General features: G+C 39.8%; 19 protein-coding genes and 2 tRNA genes. 12 read left to right on the top strand and 9 right to left on the bottom strand.

Annotated features, from left to right (window positions below; all coding sequences use genetic code 11):
- Positions 1 to 55 precede the first annotated feature (55 nt).
- From H0W62_04070 to pdhA, 3 genes are all read right to left on the bottom strand, one after another.
- Positions 56 to 1,096: a DUF3179 domain-containing protein gene (locus H0W62_04070; protein MBA3647717.1), complete on the bottom strand. Its 1,041-nt coding sequence runs from the start codon at positions 1,094 to 1,096 to the stop codon at positions 56 to 58.
- A 65-nt stretch (positions 1,097 to 1,161) separates the two neighbouring features.
- A complete protein-coding gene (locus H0W62_04065; GenBank protein MBA3647716.1) occupies positions 1,162 to 1,836 on the bottom strand; it encodes a tetratricopeptide repeat protein in 675 nt (224 codons plus the stop codon).
- Between the two features lie 48 nt (positions 1,837 to 1,884).
- On the bottom strand, positions 1,885 to 2,916 hold the full coding sequence (gene pdhA / locus H0W62_04060; protein MBA3647715.1) for a pyruvate dehydrogenase (acetyl-transferring) E1 component subunit alpha: 1,032 nt from the start codon (positions 2,914 to 2,916) through the stop codon (positions 1,885 to 1,887).
- Positions 2,917 to 3,035: 119 nt separating this feature from the next.
- On the opposite strand from pdhA, the gene recF reads away from it, so the two are divergent.
- The 3 genes from recF (at position 3,036) to H0W62_04045 (ending at position 6,774) form a co-directional block, all read left to right on the top strand.
- The gene (gene recF / locus H0W62_04055) at positions 3,036 to 4,184 is read left to right on the top strand and encodes a DNA replication and repair protein RecF (protein MBA3647714.1); all 1,149 of its coding nucleotides are present in this window, start codon (positions 3,036 to 3,038) and stop codon (positions 4,182 to 4,184) included.
- A 63-nt stretch (positions 4,185 to 4,247) separates the two neighbouring features.
- Positions 4,248 to 5,690 carry a pyruvate kinase gene (gene pyk, locus H0W62_04050; protein ID MBA3647713.1) on the top strand — a complete coding sequence of 481 codons (1,443 nt, stop codon included), beginning with the start codon at positions 4,248 to 4,250 and terminating at the stop codon, positions 5,688 to 5,690.
- Between the two features lie 94 nt (positions 5,691 to 5,784).
- Complete coding sequence (locus H0W62_04045) at positions 5,785 to 6,774, top strand: acyl transferase (GenBank protein ID MBA3647712.1); 990 nt, start codon at positions 5,785 to 5,787, stop codon at positions 6,772 to 6,774.
- A gap of 809 nt (positions 6,775 to 7,583) precedes the next feature.
- Here the strand turns inward: H0W62_04045 and H0W62_04040 are convergent.
- The 3 genes from H0W62_04040 to H0W62_04030 form a co-directional block, all read right to left on the bottom strand.
- Positions 7,584 to 7,669: transfer RNA gene (locus H0W62_04040), tRNA-Leu, on the bottom strand.
- A gap of 66 nt (positions 7,670 to 7,735) precedes the next feature.
- Positions 7,736 to 7,808, bottom strand: a tRNA-Gly gene (locus H0W62_04035).
- A 67-nt stretch (positions 7,809 to 7,875) separates the two neighbouring features.
- On the bottom strand, positions 7,876 to 9,411 hold the full coding sequence (locus tag H0W62_04030) for a hypothetical protein (protein ID MBA3647711.1): 1,536 nt from the start codon (positions 9,409 to 9,411) through the stop codon (positions 7,876 to 7,878).
- 195 nt (positions 9,412 to 9,606) lie between these two features.
- Between H0W62_04030 and H0W62_04025 the strand changes: the two genes are divergently transcribed.
- Positions 9,607 to 10,908 carry an HlyC/CorC family transporter gene (locus H0W62_04025; GenBank protein ID MBA3647710.1) on the top strand — a complete coding sequence of 434 codons (1,302 nt, stop codon included), beginning with the start codon at positions 9,607 to 9,609 and terminating at the stop codon, positions 10,906 to 10,908.
- A 47-nt stretch (positions 10,909 to 10,955) separates the two neighbouring features.
- Here H0W62_04025 and alaS read toward each other — a convergent pair whose 3' ends face one another.
- A complete protein-coding gene (gene alaS, locus H0W62_04020) occupies positions 10,956 to 13,688 on the bottom strand; it encodes an alanine--tRNA ligase (protein MBA3647709.1) in 2,733 nt (910 codons plus the stop codon).
- Positions 13,689 to 13,816: 128 nt separating this feature from the next.
- On the opposite strand from alaS, the gene H0W62_04015 reads away from it, so the two are divergent.
- Both H0W62_04015 and H0W62_04010 read left to right on the top strand, forming a co-directional pair.
- Complete coding sequence (locus H0W62_04015) at positions 13,817 to 14,788, top strand: M23 family metallopeptidase (protein MBA3647708.1); 972 nt, start codon at positions 13,817 to 13,819, stop codon at positions 14,786 to 14,788.
- Positions 14,789 to 14,958: 170 nt separating this feature from the next.
- The gene (locus H0W62_04010) at positions 14,959 to 15,354 is read left to right on the top strand and encodes a hypothetical protein (protein ID MBA3647707.1); all 396 of its coding nucleotides are present in this window, start codon (positions 14,959 to 14,961) and stop codon (positions 15,352 to 15,354) included.
- Positions 15,355 to 15,361: 7 nt separating this feature from the next.
- On the opposite strand, the gene H0W62_04005 is transcribed toward H0W62_04010, so the two are convergent.
- The gene (locus tag H0W62_04005) at positions 15,362 to 15,577 is read right to left on the bottom strand and encodes a T9SS type A sorting domain-containing protein (protein MBA3647706.1); all 216 of its coding nucleotides are present in this window, start codon (positions 15,575 to 15,577) and stop codon (positions 15,362 to 15,364) included.
- Positions 15,578 to 15,680: 103 nt separating this feature from the next.
- On the bottom strand, positions 15,681 to 16,034 hold the full coding sequence (locus tag H0W62_04000) for a DUF2158 domain-containing protein (protein ID MBA3647705.1): 354 nt from the start codon (positions 16,032 to 16,034) through the stop codon (positions 15,681 to 15,683).
- A 198-nt stretch (positions 16,035 to 16,232) separates the two neighbouring features.
- Here H0W62_04000 and H0W62_03995 point away from each other — a divergent pair, with 198 nt between their 5' ends.
- The 6 genes from H0W62_03995 (at position 16,233) to H0W62_03970 (ending at position 24,841) form a co-directional block, all read left to right on the top strand.
- The gene (locus H0W62_03995) at positions 16,233 to 19,088 is read left to right on the top strand and encodes a TonB-dependent receptor (GenBank protein ID MBA3647704.1); all 2,856 of its coding nucleotides are present in this window, start codon (positions 16,233 to 16,235) and stop codon (positions 19,086 to 19,088) included.
- A gap of 118 nt (positions 19,089 to 19,206) precedes the next feature.
- A complete protein-coding gene (locus H0W62_03990; protein MBA3647703.1) occupies positions 19,207 to 20,817 on the top strand; it encodes a T9SS type A sorting domain-containing protein in 1,611 nt (536 codons plus the stop codon).
- A 727-nt stretch (positions 20,818 to 21,544) separates the two neighbouring features.
- Positions 21,545 to 22,837: a phosphoribosylamine--glycine ligase gene (locus tag H0W62_03985; protein MBA3647702.1), complete on the top strand. Its 1,293-nt coding sequence runs from the start codon at positions 21,545 to 21,547 to the stop codon at positions 22,835 to 22,837.
- A 269-nt stretch (positions 22,838 to 23,106) separates the two neighbouring features.
- Positions 23,107 to 23,547 (top strand): site-specific integrase, encoded by a 441-nt coding sequence (locus H0W62_03980; GenBank protein ID MBA3647701.1) that lies wholly within the window; start codon positions 23,107 to 23,109, stop codon positions 23,545 to 23,547.
- A gap of 55 nt (positions 23,548 to 23,602) precedes the next feature.
- Entirely contained in the window at positions 23,603 to 24,013 is a 411-nt protein-coding gene (locus tag H0W62_03975; protein MBA3647700.1) for a VOC family protein, read from the top strand.
- A 27-nt stretch (positions 24,014 to 24,040) separates the two neighbouring features.
- On the top strand, positions 24,041 to 24,841 hold the full coding sequence (locus H0W62_03970) for a hypothetical protein (GenBank protein MBA3647699.1): 801 nt from the start codon (positions 24,041 to 24,043) through the stop codon (positions 24,839 to 24,841).
- Positions 24,842 to 25,414 lie beyond the last annotated feature (573 nt).

The following is a 25,414-nucleotide window of genomic DNA, read 5'->3' as shown; positions in this document are numbered from 1 at the left end:
TAAGGAATGAGGCATATTGCCGTGGAAGGTAATACTTGAATCACCTTAGTACCTATCATTTATTTCCTTTCCAAACGATATCATTCGGGTGAAGTGCATACCAGCTAAACCAAAAACTGAAATAACCGGCAAGAGGTTCTCCTGTTTCCTTTCTTACCGCGAGAGGTACATTATTTTCAACCTTAACAAGGATGGATCCTGCAGATGTCTTTACCTCTGCCTTACCTGATTTCAGCAATGCTTTCCATGCAAAAGCCACCGAAGAGTTACCTACTGGTACCACATATATTTCATCCTTATTTTTAAAATAACGGTTATCCGTTTTTGAAATGGGAAACATGAGGCTGTCATTATTCATATATTGTACATACGGATATCTGCTATAATCTCTGTCGAAACCGGTATTCACGCTTAATACTTTAGCACCCGGATTATTATTGAGAACATCGTCAAATGAAATCACCGAAGAATTCAGCAGTTTTAATTTCTTCCCTGTCAGAGTTCCTATTACAGCCTCTCCAAGGCCTTGCGACCACAAGGTTTCAGTCTTATCATCAAACATCAGCAAATTGGATTCATAGAGTTTACCGCTGACTCCAAAGCTTAGCGTGTCACTATCTATCACCCTGTCATAAATTATTGCCGAGCCGCACAGAGGACAAAAAGTAACGGCGATCGGATGCCCGTCTAACCTGTCATTTATTATTTCATGCCAGTTAAGAATGTTGAAAGGATAAAATTTAGATTCCGTTTTCCCTTCTAAATAAATACCATATTCAATCTGAGATAATGTATGGGCTGCCTGCTGTGAAGAGATAAACTCAGGAAAATCTATTGCAGGAATTCCATTTTTGCCAGGTCCGCCATCAAAAACAGAATCAAGCGGAATAGAATGCTTGGTAAGATCTGTTTGAAGCGACGCGTAATCAAACTGCTTTAAAAGGGTAGAGTCAGAAGAATCTTTGGCTTCACTTTTTACCTTTTCCGAACCAGCAGCATTCTTTGAAGACAGGGAAGGTTTGCAGGATAAAAACAGGCATGGTGCAGAACCAAGGGTAAGGAAGTAAAAAAAAAACAATGGAGATTTATAGTTCAACAAATAGCAATTTGAGACATGGAAAAATTAATTAATCATTTTAATGAAACTAATAGCTCACAGGTTTAGCTTGCCGCTTCAATCCTTGCAATATATTTATCCATATCTCTTCCCTCCACAGAGTTGGGATATTTTGATTTTATTTCCTGGTAAATATTTTTTGCGTCTCCCATTTTTTTCTGGTTCTCCAGCAGCATACCCGCCTTTTTCAAAAATAGAGGAGTTGTTAGATCACTTTCAAAGTGATAGGCAGCTTTTTTATAATAATCAACCGCGTCATCTGCTTTTCCTGTTTCAGAATAAGCATCCCCAAGTGCGCCGAGTGCCATTGAAGTCACCATTTTATCCTTGCCATTAAAAGCCTTTAACTGGTCTATTGCATCCTGGAATTTATTTTGCTTAAGATAAATGATACCAGTATAATAATGTGCAAGATTGGCCGCATCAGTCCATTTGTAATCATCCATTATTTGCTGAAATCCAAGATAATTTCCATCTCCTTTCAGGGCAAGATTCAACGAATCCTGGCCAAAATATTTCTCAGCCATAAACATCTGATTATTGGCTTCGATATTTTTAGGACCTAAATACAGTTTGGTAAAGGCAAGAAAACCTGCCACGATTAAAACAATACCACCGATGATAACTGTAAGTAGCTGACGGTTTTCATTAACCCAATGCTCAAAATTAGTAAGCCGGTCTTCCAGACTTATATTCTGATCTTTAATGTTCTCTGCCATTTGAATTTTAATTAAGGATTGAATTTTTTAATTTGCACGTACAGCAGATTAATCCATTAGAAACGGATAATCTTTCTGCATATAAATATCTGTATATATCTCGGATGGATCCGGATAGGGTGACTCTTCTGCAAAACGTACACAGGCGTCAATTTCTCCGGCAATTTTATTGTTTATTGCTTCAACCTGACTGGTGGTGGCAACGTTTTTTTCATACATAGCGGCAAGAATTGTTTCTATCGGATCGCGGAGCTTATATTCCTCCACTTCTTCTTTAGGCCGGTATTTTGCAGGGTCTGACATTGAATGACCTTTATACCTATAGGTCAGAATTTCAAGAAACGAAGGCCCCCCGCCATCCCGTGCCTGCTCGGCAGCCTGGGCAATGGCAGCATGAACCGTTTCACATTTCATTCCATCCACCCTTGATGAGGGCATTTCATAGGCCCGTCCTAATTCGCTGAGATTTACTACGTTGCTGGTACGTTCAACAGAGGTTCCCATTGCATAGTGGTTATTTTCACAAATAAACACCACAGGTAATTTCCAGGTCATTGCCATATTAAAAGTCTCGTGCATGGCACCCTGACGTGCGGCACCATCACCGAAGAAACAGACACATATATTTCCTGTGCCCTTATATTTCTCTGCGAATGCAATGCCTGCTCCCAGTGGAATCTGTGCACCCACTATGCCATGACCACCAAAAAAAAAATGCTCTTTTGAAAAAAAATGCATGGAGCCACCTTTCCCCTTACTGCAGCCGGTAGCTTTTCCAAACAGCTCCGCCATACATGCATTGGGTGGAATGCCGCGTGCTATTGCTATTCCATGGTCACGATATGCAGTAATAATAGGATCCTCTTTTCTTAATGCTGAAACCGTTCCCGCCGCAACGGCTTCCTGGCCAATATAGAGATGGCAAAAGCCACGGATTTTTTGCTGTCCGTACAACTGACCGGCACGCTCTTCAAAGCGCCGTACACGAAGCATCGTTTCATACCAGAATAAATAGGTATCGCCCGAGAAAGCAACCGGCAACTCTGACTCCTTTATTTTTGCGGATTGATTTTCGTCCATTACCGGAGAAGTGCCCTCGGTTTCTTTTATTATTTTTGTTTTCCCCACCTGAAAAATTAGGGTGCGAATTTACAGAAAAAAGTCAATTGGGTGCTATTTTCCATAAACCTTGATTATACGTGTACCTGACCGGCCTATCGCTTCAGAACTTTAAAAACTATCACGCCACTTACTTTGAATTCTCTCCGGAACTGAATTTTTTTACGGGTGAAAACGGGGCCGGTAAAACAAACGTGCTGGATGCTATTCATTACCTGTGTCTCGGGAAAAGTTATTTTCACGGAAACGACTACCAGGCAATACGTCACGGAGAAAGCTATCACCGGGTGCATGGAAACTTCTTATCTGACAATGAAAACTTTGACATAGCCTGCGTATATCAAACCGGATCAAAAAAAGAGCTGCAGAAAAACAATATTGCGTATTCCCGAATGGCAGATCATGTAGGATTGATTCCTGTTGTAATGGTTACTCCGGATGATCACTACCTGATTGATGAAGGCAGTGAGGAGCGCCGGAGATTCATGGATTATACCCTTTCACAAACAGACCACAACTATCTTGAAAACTTAGTGAACTATAATCGGGTATTGCAGCAACGAAATGCTCTTCTGAAGCAGTGCGGATCCAGAACGTTTCCCGATCCGTCATTAATAGAAACATTCAACGATCAGCTTATTACATTCGGAGAAAAAATTTTTAAAGTGCGTGAATCATTTCATAAGAAAATAAAACCGCTTATTGAAAAATACTATTCCATTATCTCCGGACAAAGTGAAGAAATATTTTCAAAATATATTTCGGTTTTCCATCTTGAAAATTTTCGCTCTGCTTTGATAAGATCGGCTGAAAAAGACAGGATGCTTCAGCGAACTACGGAAGGTGTTCACCGCGACGATTTCGAATTTTATATGGATGAAAAGCTGATTAAAAAGTTTGCTTCACAGGGTCAGAAGAAATCTTTTCTGATGGCCTTAAAAATCGCCCAGTTTGAACTGTTAAAAAAGGAAACAAACAAAACCCCTATTCTGTTATTAGATGATTTATTTGATAAGCTTGATGAACAGCGTACAAATAATATTCTGGATCTGCTGAAGGGGGAGCGGTTTAAGCAGGTGTTTGTAACAGATACAAATTTCTCACGGGTACAGGAATATATTTCAATTACCAAAAAACAATTTAAAGTATTCGAGCTTCAAAAGTCAGTACGCATAATGAATGCAGAGCCTGCATTTACAGGACAAGAACCTAATAATAATCCGGATTGACTTTCTCAATTGCATCGTTGCCTGCATCCGGTTCTAATTATCCATTACCTTTGGCGCTATAATATGAGTGAAAAGAAAGCGGTAGAATTTACCCGGACTAAAATAATTGCTACCATTGGACCAGCTTCCCGTAATTATGAAACTATCGGGGCTATGGTAGAAGAAGGAATGGATGTGGCGCGTATGAATTTTTCACATAGCACACATGAAGATCATCAGCAAACAGTTGACCTTGTCAGAAAATATAACCTGGAAAATAAAACGAATGTTTGCCTGCTTGGCGATCTGCAGGGGCCAAAGCTTCGGATTGGCATGGTGCTGAACAATGAAATTTTTTTATCCGTCGGAAAAAAAATAATGCTCACATCCGAGGAAACCGTCTCGACACCTGAGAAATTATACATTAAATATGACCGCCTGGCACAGGACATAAAACCCGGAGAATACATCCTCCTTGATGATGGAAAGCTGACGATTGAAATTATTAGCAGCGATCATAAAAATTTAGCGGAAGGAAAAGTTATTCATGGAGGCAGGTTAACTTCCAAAAAGGGGGTTAATTTCCCGCACAGCCAGCTTTCAGTGCCCGCTATTTCAGATAAGGATATAGCCGATCTTGAATTTGCACTGAAAAACGAAGTAGAATGGATTGCGCTTTCATTTGTACGTAATGCTGACGATATTACCCAGTTAAGAGCGCTTCTTCACCAGCGCAATTCAAAGGCAAAAGTGATTGCAAAGATCGAGAAACCGGAAGCTGTTAAAAACATAGAAGATATAATTGCTGCATCGGATGCTATTATGGTGGCACGGGGCGATTTAGGTGTGGAAATGGAAATGGAGCAGGTACCCATCCTCCAAAAACAGATAGTAAAGTCATCTATCAATGCTGCCAAGCCGGTTATTATAGCTACGCAAATGATGGAGAGCATGATTCAAAACGCTACCCCTACCCGCGCCGAGACCAATGATGTAACCAATGCAGTTCTCGATGGAGCAGATGCGGTGATGCTAAGCGCTGAAACATCAACCGGCTTATACCCTGTTGAAGTTGTGAAAACGATGGAACGAATTGTACGCTATGCAGAAACCCAGGATGCTGTATATAATAAGCGCAAGGTTGTGAACCCATCTTCCCATACTTTTCTCTCGGATGAAATATGCCACCAGGCATGCTTGATATGCGACCAGCTTAATGCAAAAGCAATAGTGAGCATGACGCACTCCGGATATACTGCATTTCAACTGGCGAGCTTTCGTCCGAAAGCGCCGATTTTCATTTTTACAGATAATAAAAAATTATTCAATGCCTTTAGCTTGGTTTGGGGGGTTCAGGTTCTTTTTTATAATCGGTTTGCTACCACCGACGAAACCATAAAAGATGTGAATGGAGTTTTAAAATCATTGGGACATGTATCTTCCGGTAACCTGGTGATCAACACGGCAAGTATGCCGCTCCATGAGCGAAGCAGAACCAACACCATTAAGGTTAGCAGGATTGAATAGAGAAAAGAGCAAGCAGCGATCAGACATCAGCAGTCAGAAAATTAATATCGCATGTACATTTTAATGACTGATTAAGCACTCTAAAATATTGGTGATGATGTCCAGAGATGAACTGCGATCAAAAATATTTTCAATTACGGATTCGTCATTTACAGAAATTGCCTTGGAAGTTTTTCAGTTTCAGTATGGTGAATGTGAAATTTATAGAAGATACTGTATTTTGCAAAAAACTAGTGTTCAGGATGTCAGCACAATAGAACAGATCCCGTTTCTTCCGGTAGAACTGTTTAAAACGCACCGGATAGGAACTGGAAATTTTATAGAACAGAAAACATTTATCAGCAGCGGCACAACGCGCGATCAAAGTGCACAGCACTATGTGCATGATATAAAACTTTACGAAGAAAGTATACTTAAAGGATTTCAATTATTTTTTGGAAGCCCCGAACAATATTGTTTTCTCGCCTTGCTTCCCTCCTATCTGCAAAAAGGGAATTCTTCACTGGTTTATATGGCAGATTTCCTGATAAAGGAAACTAAGCATATACGTAGCGGGTTCTTCCTTTACAACCACGATGATTTATTTAATATCCTTTTAAGTCTCGAAGCTGCATCGCAAAAAACCATTCTTTTAGGTGTTTCCTTTGCCTTGCTTGATTTTGCTGAAAAGTTTAAGATCCACTTAAATCATACTGCAGTGATTGAAACAGGTGGCATGAAGGGACGCCGGCAAGAAATTACACGTGAAGCATTGCACGACATATTGAAAAGATCATTCGGGGTGAAAAATATTTACAGTGAATATGGAATGACCGAACTATTGTCGCAGGCATATTTCCTGGAGGATCAAACATTCCATTGCCCGCCATGGATGAAAATTTTAATCCGTGATGTGAATGACCCGCTTCAAATAATTGATTCAGATCGAACAGGTGCTATCAACATAATCGATCTCGCTAACCTTGACTCCTGTGCTTTTATTGCTACCTCAGACCTGGGAAAAAAATATCATAATGGCACTTTTGATGTCCTGGGACGAATGGATTATAGCGATGTGAGGGGTTGTAATTTATTGATGGAATAATAATGGCATAAAAATTAAATCAATGCCTTATATTTTCAATTTATAAACGTGCTGGTCGGGATTTGTAATCCCGACCCACATAACTTTTGATTTATAATCCAATTTTATAGATAATGGCGTTTAAATATTAAATCTATAATCAATCAGATACATTATATTTTCTGACAATGACAGTTATAGAGTGGATAGATTTTACACGGCCGGGTTATAAACTAGCATTGATTCACTCATTAGAATTTTGCCAGCCTATAAAGGACTGAGGATTTATGGATAGGGTGCCTGATGACCAGCCATCTTCATCTGATTGCGGATGCAAAAACCCGGCTTTAATCTTTCAGATATTCTTCGCGATTTTAAAAAATTCACTTCAAAAAGCATAGTTGAACTTATCAAAGATGATGCACAATAAAGCCTTTAAATATGGCTGTTAAATAAATTCGAGTTTACAGGAAAGGTAAATCCAAAGATTAAGGCATTCAATTCTGGCAGGAAGGCAATCATCCTGTTGAACTGGATCAATATGGGATGATGCTACAACAAAAGCTTGATTACATTCATCAGAATCCCGTGAAAGAATGATTGTATTTCATGCTGAAGATTATCTCTTTAGTTCTGCCCGAGACTATGCGGTTGAAAAAGAATTAATTGATGTAATTCGAATTGGATGATATTTATTTTGATTGGATTACAAATCCCGACCAGCCCGAGAAAAAGATAAAAAGGGTATGCAAATAAAACTGTAAGATGAAACCGGATAAAATCAGATGTGATAACAGAAGACCATTTCATCCAACAATGTAATCAATCTGTGCCTCAGGCGGGAATCGAACCCGCACCGCCTTTTCGGGCGACAGGATTTTAAGTCCTGCGTGTCTACCAGTTCCACCACCAAGGCATGTTTGATAGCTAATAATAATCTGCAAAGAACGCAATCCATATAGGATAGCTCACTATAACACTGAGCGGGAGACGAGACTTGAACCCGCGACCCCAACCTTGGCAAGGTTGTGCTCTACCAACTGAGCTACTCCCGCTTGTTTTCGATTTCGCGCAAATATAATTGAAAATTAAAACTGAAAAACTTTATGCATTATCTTTCACTTAGGGTATTGTAAAATAAATGAGTGAGACAGAATTGTTTTTCAGTAAAATATCTTTTTCATTCCTGGTTGTCCGGGTAAAATCCATTGAACCAGGAGATGCTGCAGTATAAGTGATTTGATGATAAACAACATTTTCTCCCGTTCCATTTATGTTAATATCAGGATAGATTCTATCGCCACCCGTTTGATTGGATACCAGGCAGTAAAATGTTTTGCCATTTACTCCTACCGATCCCGAAAGGCCATCTGGCAATGTTGTTGTAACTACCATATCAGAGTTCGCGACAAATTTTCCAGCTAACACTAATATCTTATAGTTGTTGGTTGGAACCATAGTCTTGTCAATTAGCTGTTTCATACTCATAAAAAAAGCATGGTTAATCATGGTCATTGATTCAAATAACGAATAGGCCTTCACAATCAGGTGTGCTCCTGCCATGGTATTATCGAGTTGGGGGTCCTGGAAGTTCTTCATCCCCCATTGAGCAATATTTACGGAATCACCTGGGAATTTTGACAGCATCATTCGAAGGCGGTCAGGGTAGGTTTTATCGTAAGCCAGGTTAATCTGTGAGATATTATAATTCCAGTCGTTGGTGGCTGTGAAACAGTCATCATCCCATAAATACATCCGCTTTGATCCATCTCCTTTTAGTGATGTAAGGGCATTGTTCCATTCTACATCGCGCGGCTGATTGCTCCATATTGGAGCGGCATCCGATTCAAAAACTACATTTGGATATTGCTTATGTATAGCATCGATATATGCCTGCCATTCCTTAACATAGCTTTGTCCATTGGGCCATCTGTCTACATGTCTTTTGGTGGAAAGCTCGAGCTCACCCTGCAACCAAGTGGCTCCGTTTTTACACGCCCATAGTGCTTCGTCAATAGTACCGCTTGATAAATTGACGGTGTAATCGAAATTGCGGATGCGCGTCTTTTTCATCAGACGCAGATTTTCATTAAAAAAGTCTTTACCGAAAGGAACACAACATGCAGCATTTTTTGCTTCACAGTCGGTACAGTTAAAACCGTTGCCCGCCCTTAGGGTGGTGTCGTTTACTTTTAACCGGTTAAGATGTGCAGAGGCATCACCGGTCCATTCAACAATTTGCCAGTGCAATGAATCAAATAAGGCCAGATAAGGGTTAAGTGCTATCTGGTTATTTTCAGGTGAGCCACTGCGGCGTGCACTAAAAAAATTTATAGCAACGATACAGGTACCATGAATCTTTTTGTTAAGCTTATATTGATTAGCAGTGCTGATGTCCCATACACCGGTGACCGATTCTGATGATGGGGAGTTGTTTGTATTATCTGTACTGTTTGGAACAGCAGTATTATCCGGCTGGCTTGAATTTTTGCGGGCACCACCTGAACCATTTTTTTTCCCGCCTTTTCCACCCTGATCTGAATGGGTCATTCCATTTTTTTTGGTATGGCTCGTATCCGCATTGTTGCACTGGTCTTGCTCCGCAACGGCTATGAATAAAACAGAAGAAAAAATTAAATTGATAAGCGTAAACCTCATAAATATTTAAAATTTAAGCACCAAAATACTAGTTTCTGAAAGAACCATAAAAATCATTTTAGAATTCAAACCTTCTAACCGTATTGTGAATCCTGTGCTTTGCAATTGTCCTTGAAGCTTATTAAATTTAATAGGGTAAAGATTGCCATTCCGAAAATTCACTTTCATTTTTTTCTAATTACTTTGCCTTTAATAATGGAAACACTTGCACGGTTAGGAATTCTTCTATTGCTTGTTATTCTGAATGGCGTATTTGCTATGTCGGAGATATCACTGGTTTCTTCCAGAAAAGTACGGCTCGAGCGGTTAGCTAAAAAAGGAAGCCGCGGCGCAAAAATTGCACTGAAGCTTTCAAATGACCCTCAGAAATTCTTACCTACTGTACAAATCGGTATGACGGCCGTTAGCATTGTAGCCGGATTATACGGAGGGGAATCTTTTTCAGGTGATGTGTCTGCCTTTTTTGCCAGGTACGATTTTTTAAAAGAATATTCAGGCATACTTGGAGTAATTGTGATCGTGATATTTACCACCTTTTTGACTATGGTTGTTGGTGAGCTGGTTCCTAAAACTATTGGCCTTTCAAGACCTGAGCCTATTGCGTTAATTCTTGGTCCGGTGATGAATGTTGTTTATTATGTAGCGGCACCATTTATCTGGTTGCTGAATATTTCAACAAAATTTATTCTTCGCCTTTTACGCTTCCGGGAACAAAGTGAACCACCTGTAACTGAAGAAGAACTTGAGCACCTGATCCAGCAAAGCTCTGAGCATGGAGTACTTGAAAAGCAGGAATCAGATATGATGCGCAGCATTTTTCGCACCGCAGACCGCAATGTGAATACCCTAATGACGCACCGCCAGGAAATTATCTGGATAGATGTAGATGCCACTACAAGTGAAGTGCAGCATCTTATAGAACAGAGTATCCACACAAATTTTCCTGTCTGTGATAATAGCATGGATAAAATATTGGGCATCGTATCCATTAAGGATATCCTTGTTCAGTTAAGTAAAAAAAAGTTTCTGGACATCCGTACCATTATGAAACAGCCGGTCTACGTACCGGAATCCATGCCAGCACTTGAAGTGCTTGAAAACTTCAGGAACAGTGGGGTTCATGTAACGCTTGTTGTAAATGAGTATGGATCAGTTGAAGGAATTGTTACCCTTCATGATGTGGTGGAATCCATCTTTGGGAATATTCCACTTGCAAAGCATCACATCCGGGATGAGGCTGTACAGAGAAAAGATGGTTCCTGGCTAATAGATGGTGTTATGCAAACTTATGAATGGAGTGAGCTGCTTGGTTTGCCGGATATTTCGGAAGAAGATACCGGAAACTACAATACCCTTGGTGGCTTCATCATGCATCAGCTCGGACGAATTCCTAAGCCGGCGGATCATTTTTTTTTCCGCAATCACCAGTTCGAGGTAATGGATATGGATGGAAAACGAGTAGATAAAGTTCTTGCGAGGAAAATGGAAAATGCTTGAAGGGCACTTTTGATATGCTATCCAAACTTTTCAGGGAATATTGAATCCTAGTTTTTGAGATAATTTCTTGCTGCTTCGATAGCTCTTGTAAGTCCCGAAGAATCTGAGCCACCAGCAGAGGCAAAAAATTTCTGTCCCCCTCCTGAGCCATTAATCTCTTTACTGATATCACGGATAATTTTAACGGCATCCATTGACCTTTCTTTCACTAAACTATCAGCAATTATAACACATAAGTTTGCTTTTCCATCAATAGCTGCGCCTCCAACAAATACAAGATCTGAAACCTCATTTCTAAGGTCATAAGAAAGCTTTTTTAAAGCTTCTACAGAATCAAGATCCGTAACTGTCCCAATAAATTTATACCCGTTTATTACTTCCACTGTTTGTTTCAATGAATCCTTTAACTGTTTTATTTTCAGCATGTTATAGGATTCTATCTGTCTTTTAAACACTTCACTTTGAGATTGAAGATTCTGAATGCTTTTCTCCACATCTTTCGCATTACCCAACAGTTCGGAAATATAATCAAGGCGATCAAAAGTTTTGCTGATAAGCTGAGTTGCTGCCTCACCCGTGATAGCTTCGATGCGACGAACACCTGCTGCAACAGCCGTCTCCAACACAATTTTAAAATAGCCAATGGCTCCTGTTGCCGGAACATGAGTGCCACCACACAATTCCCGTGAATAACCTGAATCGAATGTTATTACCCTAACCTGGTCACCGTATTTTTCACCAAAGAGCGCCATTGCTCCAGTATTCATTGCTTCTTCCACAGACATTATATCTACCTGTCTCAAAATGTTCTCCCTGATTTTTTTATTTACCAGTTCCTCAATTTGCTGTAACTCCTGTTTATTCACTTTAGAAAAATGAGAAAAGTCAAATCGCAGGTAACCTGCAGAAACAAGTGATCCCTTTTGCTGAACATGAGTGCCTAAAATTTTTCTTAACGCAGCATGGAGCAGGTGTGTTGCAGTATGGTTGTTCATAATACTGGCACGCAATTCAGGATTCACCTTTGCATTTACTGTTTCATTAAAAGATCCGGGAAACCTATTTACAAAATGAATGATAAGGTCATTTTCCTTTTTCGTATTCAGCACTTCTACTTCTTCATCACCAAAAACTAATTTTCCTTTATCGCCTACCTGCCCTCCGCTTTCCGCATAGAAAGGAGTTTTGTCTAATACAAGCTGAAATACTTCCTTTTCCTTAGATTTTTGCTTTCTGTATTTAACCACTGAAGTTATTGATTGCAGTGAATCATAACCGACAAATTCGATCTTATCGGTTTTATTAATCTCGATCCAGTCTTCGCTTACAATTTCGGAAGCAGTGCGGGAGCGCTCCTTTTGTTTTTTTAATTCATCATTAAATCCTTCCTCATCAATATCCCAGTTTCTTTCAGAGGCAATAAGCCGGGTTAAATCCAGTGGAAAACCAAAAGTATCATACAGCTCGAATGCAAATTTACCCTCTATCGTATATGGCAGTTTATGATTTAAATCTGTTGGTGGTCTCTTTTCAGAAGTACTTCCTGAGACATTTTTTTCTGCAGGTTCGGCATCAGCTTTTTGCGACTGAATTTCGAAATAATTTGAGAGACGGTGAAGCCCTTTTTCGAGCGTTTTCAGGAAGGTCTTCTCCTCTTCTTCAACTGCTTTTGAAATAAATTCCTGCTGCATTTTTATTTCAGGAAACACATCACTAAATTCCTCAGCAAGCTGAGGTATCATTTTATACAAAAGCGGTGTTTGTATATTCAGAAAACTGTAATAATACCTCACGGCACGCCGTAAAATTCTTCTGATCACATAACCTGCTCCCGTGTTAGATGGAAGCTGTCCGTCAGCAATTGCAAAAGCGATGGCGCGGATATGGTCACTTATCACCCGCATGGCTATATCACTCTTTTCCGAATTGCCATATTGAATGCCGGAAATTTTTTCAATGAAGCGGATCAGCGGCTGAAAAATATCCGTATCGTAATTAGAAAATTTATTTTGCAGTACGCGTGTCAACCTTTCGAAGCCCATCCCGGTATCCACATGCTTTGCAGGAAGCGGTTGCAGCGAGCCATTCATTAAACGGTTAAACTGGATAAATACTAAATTCCAGATCTCTATTACCTGCGGGTCACCTTTATTTACTAAACTCTTTCCATCCACTTTTTTGCGCTCCTCATCAGGGCGAATGTCAAAGTGAATTTCCGAACACGGACCACAAGGCCCTGATTCGCCCATCTCCCAGAAGTTATCTTTCTTATTAAATGGTAATATGCGATCCTCATCAATCCATTCTTTCCAACAAGCCAATGCTTCCTCATCCTTTTCAATATTCTCTCCGGTATCTCCTTCAAAAATGGTTACATACAAACGGTCCGGATTAAGGTTGCAGACTTTCGTTAATAGTTCCCATGCCCATTGGATAGCTTCCTTTTTAAAATAACCGACTCCGATTCCATTTTCAGCTTTTGAATCGCCAAACGACCAGTTGCCCAGCATTTCAAACATCGTATGATGATAGGTATCAATTCCTACTTCTTCCAGATCATTATGTTTACCAGAGACGCGTAAACATTTTTGTGTATCGGCAACACGACGGAAAGATGGACTCTTTTCACCAAGAAAAATATCTTTAAACTGGTTCATTCCCGCATTAGTGAACATCAGCGTAGGATCGTTTTTTATTACAAGAGGAGCACCAGGTACAATAGAATGGCCTTTTGATTTAAAGAAATCAATAAATGTTTTTCTTATTTCTTTTGCATTCATCATATCAACCGAAGAATCTCGTTTTAATAATTCTATTTACTTATTTTTGAAATATTGGTTATTGCTTAACAATTGTTAAGCTGTGATGAGGGGCACAAAATTAATGAATAATAGCAGAGCACCGAACCATGAAAAAGGTAAAATATTATTACAATACTCATTCACTAGGGTATGAAAAGTATGAAGAACCGTTGCGGAATCGTATATGGAAGCTGATAGGTCTTATTTCTGCAACACTTGTTTTCGCATTTATCATCGTATACCTGGCATATGCCTATTTGGATTCACCCAAAGAAAAAGAATTGAGACGTGAATTATCGCAGATACAATTTGAGTACGATGTGCTTAATAAAAAATTGGACCAGGTAAACCAGGTAATGGCTGATCTTCAGGACCGGGATGACAATATTTACAGGGTTATTTTTGAAGCAGAACCCATACCATCCAGCATCAGGCAGGCAGGTTCCGGTGGGGCTAACAAATACAAAGACCTGATGAATTTTGATAACAGCGAACTTATGCTGAGCACTGCACAAAAGCTAGATAAGATCAAAAGGCAGCTTTATATACAGTCTAAATCTTACGACCAGATTACACTAATGATCCAAAAGAAAGAAGAAGTGCTTGCTTCTATTCCTGCCATTCAGCCTATTTCAAGTCAGGAAGTCTCCCATCTTGCTTCAGGCTTTGGGATGCGGATCGATCCCATTTATAAAATCCCGAAGATGCATGAAGGTCTCGACTTTGCTGCACCTGAGGGCACCCCTGTCCATGCAACAGGCAACGGTGTAGTATTGATCGTTGAATACGGTGACCGGGGTTATGGACGTAATGTAACATTAGCTCATATGGTGGGGTATCAAACACATTATTGCCACTTAAGCAGAATTTCTGTAAAGCAAGGGCAACATATAAAGCGGGGTGATATTATAGGATATGTTGGCAGTACCGGAAAGTCCACAGCTCCTCACCTGCATTATGAAGTAATATTAAACGGAGCGAAAATTGATCCAATAAATTTCTTTTTTGATGATCTCACTCCTAAAGAATATGCGGAACTGCTCAAGCTTTCCGACCAATCAAATCAGTCTTTCGATTAATTTGTGTCTGCCAGTCATCGCTTTTTACTTATAGTTATATAAGGATCAAAATTGTCTCGTTATTTCACATGGTTGAATAACTATGCATAACCCTAATCACATAGTATTCAAAAAAATTTAACATTCCCTCTCTGTTTTACCTGATATATTTGATCTTTGAAAAAATAGATATGAATCCTGATAGGACAAAAAAGATAATCTCTAAGCTTATTGAAAAAAAGACGCAGCAATTAGAAAAAGCTGAATTATGGCTTGCTCAGCGTGAACAAAAACAAAGCACCACTTCAGACCTTGATGAGAAAATAAATACGGAAAAAATAAAGATCGAAAGTATGCAGCAACTGTTAGAAAGCATAGATGATTTTGCCGGCAAAAAGAGACTGAACCTAATCATTGAGCAATTGAGGCAACGACGTAAGGATTACAAGAAGCAGCTTCAATCTTTAAAGCAGCAAGATAAAAGTGATGAAACCGGTGCGGCCATTCTTAATTTTGAGAATAAAATCAAAATGTTAAAAACACAGATTGCTGCTAAAAAAGAAGCGCTTGATAAAGTCAATGGATAATTCAGATTTATTTAAGAAGTACCTTTCTATTTTTTATAGTCTCCCCTTTCTGAACCGTAATCAGGTAGTCCCCCGGTGGAAGGTCTCTTAAATTAAGATCATATTGATCATCCCAGGTAGAAATGCTTTTTATGACGACTCCATTATTATTTGTTACCGTTATCTGGAGCAGGTCACTGCTGAAAGGGGTGGATATAAGAACTCTTCTCGTTAGAATTGCCATATAAAGTAAGAGCCTTTAATAGAATTACTTCTAACCAGAGAATTCAATTCTTGCGTTATAGTAATATAAAAATAAATTATAGGGTCTCAGAACCGGAAGCCTATTACCTTTTTCTATCCTTGCTTTTAATAACCTCGACGTTTTCACCAGGTGCATTCGCGGTACGATCCTGGTTAACTGTATTATTTTCTTCCTCAATGGTTTTCTCTGATGGCATACTTCCGTTTTCAATATTTGCCATATCTGGCCTGTAGTCCTCAGAATCATCAACGCGGTCAAGAACTTCCGCACGAAAACGATCATGCTCTTTCTCATCTTCATCCGTAAACCAGATACATTCTAAAATTCCCTTATCAACATCAATATCATCCACTGTCATATAAGGTCCTCCGCTTCGAAGAACCACTACATCTCCAACTTTATAATGTGGCAGTATGTGTTTTTTATTTTTACGCATTCTGCAAATCACTCTAATGAATATTACCTCTATGCAAAGGAAATGTTAAGTAATATTTAATTGTTGTATTGGCAGAATAAAAATATTTGACAAACTAAATGGTGATGCAATAGACGTTCGGCCTTTATTTAACAATTACATAACCACGGTTTAATGTTACGGTTATAGCATAAGGAGTTCTTTGTTGAAATTCTTTATATGCTAAAATCATTTTTTCAGACCCTTTCCCTGCTACTGTTGTTGAATACCTTTATATATGCTCAGACAGGAAGTATTTCCGGACATATTGCCGATGCTGCTAACAACGATGATATTATTGTAGGAAATGTTTACCTCGAAAGTGACCAAAGCAAAGGAGCAGCTTCCGATATCGACGGGCATTTTACCATAAGCAATATTTCTCCCGGTGTTTATAACGTGGTAGCTTCCTATATCAGCTATCAAAGCAAAGTAATTGAAAAGGTAGAAGTAAAGGCTGGCCAGACCACCAATCTGGATATTGCTTTATCCGGCATTACCAAAGAATTGCAGGAAGTGGTAATAAGAACAGAATTAGTGAAAGAGAATATCAATTCACTATTGGTGATGCAAAAAAACAGCAGTACTATTTCCGACGGCATCTCATCTGATCTTATACGTAAAACACCGGATAAGAATACTGCCGAAGCCCTTAAAAGAGTAAGCGGCGTTACACTTTCAGAGAATAAGTTTGCGATCATTCGCGGGTTGAGTGACCGTTATAATTCAGCAATGATAAACGGTACTTCACTTCCCAGCACGGAAGCTGATCGAAAAAATTTTACGTTCGACCTTATTCCTTCAAACCTTGTAGATAATATTATAATAACCAAAACCGCCCAACCCGATTTACCTGGTGATTTTGCCGGTGGCCTGATACAGGTAAATACACGGGATATTCCGGAATCTAATTTTTTGAATGTGAATATTTCGGGAGGGTATAATACTTCCTCAACGTTTAAATCCCGATATGGCTATGCCGGTGGGAATACGGACTGGCTTGGAATAGATAACGGAAAACGAATTCTTCCCAATAATTTTCCTAATACAGAAACGGTTCAAAATGCTTCGCAGGGCGAGATCATTAACTATTCAAAGATGCTGTCTAATGATTGGGGTTATAATAAACGAAATTCTACCCTTCCCAATATGGCATTTCAAATATCAGGGGGATTAAATACCAAGCTCTTTAAAAATGACTTTGGAGGCATCGTTTCTGTAACCTATAATAATTCCAACCGCTATAATTTAATTACTCGTCAGGATTTTAATTTCTCAGATACCGGCGCACTTTATCGATATAATGATTCGACATACAGTAATAATATTCTGACAGGATTGATGGTGAATCTTGGGTATAAGTTTTCAGATAGAAATAAAATACTCTTTAAAAATTCCTACACTGTAAATTCTACGAACTCCGCAATTATTCGTGGTGGTACTAATTTTGAACAGAATTATTATGTGCGAAACTATGCTTACGACTTTGTTTCCAATACCCTTTTTAACAGTCAGCTTGCCGGAGATCATTACTTCGAAGAACACGGAATAAAATTGCATTGGGAATTAGGCTACGCACACATTGGTCGCTCAGAACCCGATTTCAGGAAACTTTTTTATAATAAAAATATCTATCCAAATGATGGAAACGATACCTCTTTCCTCGCTTATATTCCATTTGGTTCCGCTTCACCATCGCTGGCGGGTAAATTCTTTTCCACCCTCGGTGAAAACGTTTACAGTGAATCTACGGATATAAGTTTTCCATTTAACTTTCTGAAGAATAAAAGCAGCGCAAAAGCAGGACTTTATTACCAGGCTCGGGACCGTACCTTCAATGCTCGTGTTTTAGGTTATACAGTAACAAATATTACTGCCTTCTTTTCAGAAAATCAAAATCCGAATGCAATCTTGGCGTTACCTCCCGGTCAACTGTTTGATCCGAAAAATATCGGAACCGCCGGATTTAGCATTGACGAGATCACGAATCCATCCGATGCTTATACAGGAGCAAGTCAGCTTGCCGCTTATTACCTTATGTTCGATAATAAGCTGCCTTTAAATTTCAGGATTGTATGGGGCGCACGCTTTGAATTCTTTAATCAGCAATTAAAATCATTTGATTACGCGAATGCGCCGATCGAGGTGAATACTAAATCTTCAGATTTTTCGAAACTGCCCTTTGACTTTTTACCTTCTGCCAACCTGGTTTACGGAGTTGATGATAAAACCAATCTTCGCCTTAGCTTTTCTAAGACAGTTGCCCGTCCTGAATTCCGCGAGCTGGCACCTTTTTCATTCTACGACTTTGCAACCACCTCAGTAGTGATTGGAAATGATTCCCTGCGGAGAACTAATATCTTTAATTATGATTTTCGCGCCGAACATTTCTTTGGGAATGGTCAATTAGTTTCTGCAAGTGTTTTTTATAAAAAGTTTAATGAGCCCATTGAGCAGACCATAGATTTTATATCGAGCGGTGGCTACATCCGTTCCTACCGAAATGTTACTGCTGCCAGCAACATTGGAGTCGAGTTTGAATTAAGAAAAAACCTGGATTTTCTGCAAGGAATAAGCCGATGGAAACAGTTCAGCAACATTATATTTTCCGCGAATCTTGCTTACATTAATTCGAAAGTGGATGTGCGGTCTATTGCAAACTCAGCTGATTCTACACGCAGCTTACAAGGTCAATCACCTTACATCATTAACCTGGGGTTAACCTACAATGAACCCATTTCAGGATTAGGATTCAGCGTCTTCTTTAATCAGATCGGGAGAAGAATTATTGCAGTTGGGTCAAGTGAGTACCTCGATATTTATGAAGCTCCGCGTCCGGTTATGGACATCCAGGTGTCTAAAAAGATTTTTAAAAACGGAAGCGTACGGATCAGTATGCAGGATGTATTTGCAACGGATGGTGTATTCTACCAGGATGAAAACCATGATGGTAAATTCCGCGCAGCTAATGATAAGCAAATAATAAATGTTTCTACGGGAAGAGTAATTTCTGCCGGGCTTAGTTTCAACTTTTAACACTATTTTTTATTCTGTTCCGAACACTTCATCAACAGGTCTATTCCTTAACACAACCCTAAACATTCGTTAAGATTCAGGTAATATTCACTAAATATTTTTACTAAAAAATCAGACAATGAAAAAATGTTTTATACTACTCACAATGAGCTCTTTGATTGTTGTAAAATCATTTGCACAATCGCCCATAGATACGGTATCAGGATACATTACTTCCAATACTACCTGGACAAAAAGCAATGTCTATTTCATGAAAGGATTTATCTATGTAATCAATGGCGCTACATTAACCATAGAACCTGGCACGCTGATAAAGGGCGACAAGGCATCAAAGGGATCGCTGGTAGTTACCCGCGGCTGCAAAGTGATAGCTGATGGCACTCCTGGTGAGCCTATTGTTTTTACTTCTAACGGGCCTCAAAGTTTCCGTACTTACGGTGATTGGGGGGGCGTTGTCCTTTTAGGAAAAGCCACTATTAATCAACCAGGCGGTGAGGCACTTATTGAAGGAGGTATCGAAGACGGGCTCGGTAATGGAACCTACGGCGGTGGTGCTACTCCTGATGATAATGATAACTCCGGCATCATAAGATATGTACGCATTGAGTTTCCGGGAATCGCTTTTCAACCCAACAGTGAGATCAATGGCTTAACCTGCGGTGGTGTTGGCAGGGGAACCATTCTCGATCACATCCAGGTGAGTTATTCAGGTGATGATTCATATGAGTTTTTCGGAGGAACCGTAAATGCAAAACACCTTATTGCATTTCGCGGGCTCGATGATGATTTCGATACCGATAACGGTTTCGGCGGAAAACTGCAATTCCTCTATGGTTTAAGAGATCCTAATATTGCGGACGTCAGCGGATCAAATGGATTTGAATCAGATAATGACGCCACTGGTTCAGCAGACATTCCAATTACCAAAGCAACTTTTTCGAATGTAACCATTGCTGGTCCGCGTGTTACTGCAACCACGAGTATTAACGGCAGCTTTAAAAGAGCTGCCCATCTCAGAAGAAATACGCAGCAGGATATTTATAATACTATCCTGATGGCATATCCCACGGGATTAATGATTGATGGACCTGCAGCGGAAGCAAATGCTCTTGCGGATCAATTACAGGTTCGTAACACAATTATTGCAGGCTGCACCGCCAATTTTGAAGTAGTCGCGGGAAGCACCTTTGATATCAGCACCTGGTTTGGCACTCCGGCATATAATAATGCCACATACGCAAATAATACTGACCTCATGCTAACTGATCCGTTTAATCTTGCTGGTCCTAATGCAATGCCACTTATTGGATCCCCGGCATTGACAGGTGCAGATTTCACGAATACCAACCTCACTGATCCTTTCTTTGAAGCAGTGAGCTATCGCGGTGCATTCGGTGACTCTGACTGGACAAGCGGATGGACAAACTGGACACCCGGAAATACGGCATATACAGCTGTTCACGATCCAAAATCAATTTCAGAAATTAATCTTTATCCCAATCCCATGACAACCCAGGCAACACTGAATCTCAACCTTCTAAAAGGCAACCACGTTAATATCGAAATCACCGACCTTGCTGGTCGCGTGCTTAGTGAAGTGCTGGACGAAAATATGGGTGCAGGCAGCCATACCTTTAATATAAATACACATCTTGCATCCGGCCTTTATCTTCTCTTAATAAAAACAGGAGATGAAAATCAAATGATCAAATTGACTATAGCAAAATAATCACCGTTGGTTTAGGAAAGCCATTTCGAATTTATTCGAAGTGGCTTTTTTATTTATGTATAGCGCATGAATTTCCGCGCTAATTTTGATTCTAAATTAAATTGCTGGCCCAAAATCCAACTCTTACATGGAGTTTACCGCTCTGTAATCCTGAAGAAAATCGCTGCTTACTCTAACTACTAAAGAGGAGAACCGTGCTTATAATTGATTATACGCCGCCATTCGGAAAACAGAAGCATGAGCATCGCCCTGTAGCGAGAGCAAGGAAAAATGTGTGACATCAAAGAGGCCACTTAACTAAAGGTACGGCTCACTAAAAGCTTTCATTTTTCCGGTGAGCGGTTGGGTAGCGCTTCCGTTTTTCGACAGCCTTGATTTTTGTTTCTTTTGGATCAAGCCAAAAGAAATTTAAAAAGAAAATTGTTACAGTGATTTGAAAAATTATTAAGGATGTTTAAAATTGCTCGCACTTACGCCAATCCTAAAAAAGAGAACAGTGTTCAATAATTTGTTGCTTACCGCTGCTTCTAAAGCAGATTAAGCTCAACACTTAACAGGCCGGCATTCTAAAAACAGAATCGACTCCTAAAGGAGAGAACCACGCTCAAATCGAATATAAATTGACCTCTGAAAAATATGAACAAGCAATAACAGCAGACTCTTGCCACTACCTGCAGTATGAAAATAATTTATTCACCATTGCTCCTACCATCCTACTTTTACCTCCATGGAAAAAAAGAAATTCCTATTCGTCTCCTACGATGCACTCATCAGCGACATAGCCTGGGAAGTAGTCAAAGAAGGTCATGAGGTGAAGTACTGGATCCGTGAGCCGGAAAGTAAAGACTGTGCCGATGGCTTTGTCCCGAAGACCGATGACTGGCGAAAAGAAGTGGACTGGGCAGATTGCATAGTCTTCGATGATGTGCTGGGCATGGGCGAATGGGCTGCAGAGATGCGGAGCCGCGGAAAGCTCGTGGTGGGCGGCACGCCTTATACCGACAGGCTGGAAGACGACCGCACCTTCGGGCAGGAAGAGCTGAAGAAATATGGCGTGAGCATTATTCCCTTTGAAGAATTCACCTCCTTCGACATAGCCATTGATTTTGTAAAGAAGAACCCCAACCGCTACGTGATCAAGCCCAGTGGTGAGGCACAAAACTACAAGCGGTTATTGTTTGTGGGGGAGGAAGAAGATGGCAGAGATGTGATTCAATTACTCGAAGCCTACAAGAAAACATGGGCCGATAAGGTGAAGGTGTTCCAGCTGCAGCGCAGGGTAACTGGAGTTGAAGTGGCAGTAGGCGCTTTCTTCAATGGCACGAAGTTCATAACCCCCATTAACGTGAACTTCGAGCATAAGAAACTTTTCCCTGGTAATATTGGACCTGCTACCGGCGAGATGGGCACTACGATGTACTGGAGTGAGCCGAATAAAATTTTTGCCGCCACCCTGGCGAAGATGGCAGCCAAATTTGCCGAAGAGAAATATACCGGCTACATGGATGTGAACTGCATCGTGAATGCACAGGGCATCTACCCGCTCGAGTTCACGGCGCGCTTTGGCTACCCAACCATCAGCATCCAGCAGGAAGGCATCAACATGCCCATAAGCGATTTTTTATATGGAATGGCGGATGGGACGCTGAATGAATTCAAAACGAAGCGCGGCTTTCAGATCGGTGTGCGTATCGTGATGCCGCCTTTTCCTTTTAATGATGTGCAGACCTATAACACCTACACCAAAGACTCTGTTATCATGTTTAAGAAGCCAAGCTTCGAAGGAGTGCACATTGAAGATGTGAAGCTCGTGAACGGCGAGTGGGTAATTGCGGGTGAAACGGGTGTGGTACTGATCGTATGCGGCTCCGGGCAAACGATGAAGCAGGCGAAGTCACAAGCCTACAGCCGCGTAGCTAACATCATGATCCCTTCTATGTATTACCGCGATGATGTAGGCGAGCGCTGGATCGAAGACTCAGACCGGTTACATGCCTGGGGATATTTGAGGAGCATGTAAAAGATTTTTTTTGTCTTTTCAGGTATGAATAGAAGTAATTTATTCATTAAAATGTCATCCATAACTTATGAAACGATTTTTTATGAGAATAAAAACTGCATTTTAATAAAGTTTGAATTCAACGCAGTATTCAATAAACGGTTGCAAAAAGGACGAGGCGCGGAATGGAGTGAAACCTTGCATGGCTGCACGATACCAGATACAACTGAAAACCGTATCAAATGTAAATTGCCTGTTCAACACACCCCTGAAATAAAACCAATAACGCCATACCACAAAAATCCGCAATAAAATCAGCGAGTGAAAATAATAAACAGGAGTTGCAGAGATTCTTACGGCAGCTTGTATTAAAAGCATACAGCCCTTCTACCATTCGCACTTATTGTAATGAATTCGCACAATTGCTGCAGGTGATTGGTAAACTCCCGGTACAAAACCTGCAGCCGCAGCATTTGCAACGGTATTTGTTGTATTGTATAAAGAAAGGGTTATCAGAAAATGCCATACATAGCCGTATAAATGCTCTGAAGTTTTACTTTGAACAAGTATTGCACAGAGAGAAGTTTTTCTATGATATACCAAGACCAAAAAAACCTTTGCAATTACCCGGCGTATTTAACAAAGAAGAAATTGCGGAAATAATAAACTGCGTAAGTAATCTTAAGCAAAAGACTATTTTACTGTTAACGTATTCCTGCGTCCGCTGGTGAACAAATCTTGTTGTGTGCAGTTCATTAAAAAAAAAGAAAGTTTAAAGCAATAAGCATGAAAATGAAAAAAACTATTCCTGCCCTTCCGGTTCAGGACATAAAACAATCAATTGAATTCTATACCACAAAGTTGGGCTTTAGAGTTCGTCACCATGATGAAGACTTTGCTATAGTAGTTCGAGATGATGTTGAAATACATTTATGGAAGTCAGGTGATGAAACATGGAAAAATAAAGGAGCTTCTTTAGCCGCAGACCCAATTTGCAGTGGAGCAGAAAGTTTCTTAGCCGGCACTGCCAGTTGCAGAGTAGAAGTTCAAGATGTGGACGAATTGTTTGAAGAATATAAAACGCAAGGGGTAATTTATAATCCTGACACAGTTGTTGAAGCACAACCGTGGGGTAACAGAGAATTTCCTGCCTTAGACCATCACCGAAATCTTCTTACGTTTTACGAAGTGATTTAATCCTTTAAATATTGAATAGCTTTATCATTGACAGAGAAGGGTGTGCAGCTAACAAAAGTATTGCTGCAAGTGGGGCTTGACGTTGGAACAATCGGCTACAAATCGCTATCAGTTTATGTTTCGACTGACGAACAAAGCCAAGCAAAAGTTCCTATTTTCATCAACAAAATAAAACCAAGCTGCAGTCCCGGGCTGGACATTATAAAACCCCCCAACTGCAGCAATACTCCTTATACATTTGTTTTTCAATCAGCAGCGGTTCCAGGCGAACGTTTTTCAAATCCCATGCCTGCACAAAGCCGTACCGTTAGAGGCTATAATTTGCAGCATAACAATTATCAACAAGCAAAAGCATTGACAGACATTTTTGTAAAAAAATACAAAATGAGGACTACTTTGATAATCTTGACACTAATATTATTTTTTTCGGAATACTCGGTAGGACGATCAACAGTTTTCAAATCGTCATTTAGTGATACATCACAACATAAGACAATGGATATGACAATTAAAATATTAATTTTAAATCTCAAGCCCGGCTCAAGAGACAAGTTTCACGATGTTTATGTTACACAATCATTACCTCTTCTAAGAAAATGGGAAATAAATGTTGGTGCACACGGTGCTTCACTCCATGACGAGAACACTTATTTTGTAATCCGCTCTTTTAAAAACTTAGGGTACAGACAAAAATCTGAAGATGCTTTTTATGGAAGTGATGATTGGAAAAACGGGCCACGGACTGCTATACTTTCTTTTATTGAAAGTTTAGCGACTTTAGTGATTCCAACTGAAACGCTAAAAGATTGGATGGATTTGATAAAATAATGGTTAAAGAATTTAGTTGACAACGTATTTTAGGTGATTCTTATTTACGCTGTTTGACTGATAGACATTACAGCCGCTAACAATAGGTTTGGTAATAGGCTGGCTGACGGAAGTACAATCCGCTACAAATCAATATCAGCAGAAGTTCCAGCACGACGTTATGAATTTAGCTTTAGTTGTTATCTTCATCTATAGTAACAATATTCGGCTTTGGTTCCAGGCTTGACATTATAAATTTCCAGCCCCTCGCCAGGCCTTAACCGTTAGCGGCAAGCAAACAAAACACTGTTCAAAAAATGACTGACAAGACAAAACTCCATACGACAAATTATTTTGACACTTTCATTGAAGTATCGGAAGACACGAAAACTGTTAGTGGAACAATACCGACTTCTAAAGGCGACAAAAAGACTATTGCCGAAATGCAATATGACTTAATATCCAAGTGTAGGCTTCCCCATTCATAGAGCCAGTTCCAAGTTAGTATTTGTATTCAAATCAATATAATTATTGTCATTATTATTACCAATGTGTTGAAATGTGGTAAACATGGCATTAGAAAAATTATTGAGA

This window comes from Chitinophagales bacterium (assembly GCA_013816805.1).
Taxonomy (GTDB): domain Bacteria; phylum Bacteroidota; class Bacteroidia; order Chitinophagales; family UBA10324; genus MGR-bin340.
Note: the sequence above shows the minus strand (reverse complement) of the source record. Positions and strands in the feature narration are given on the sequence as shown.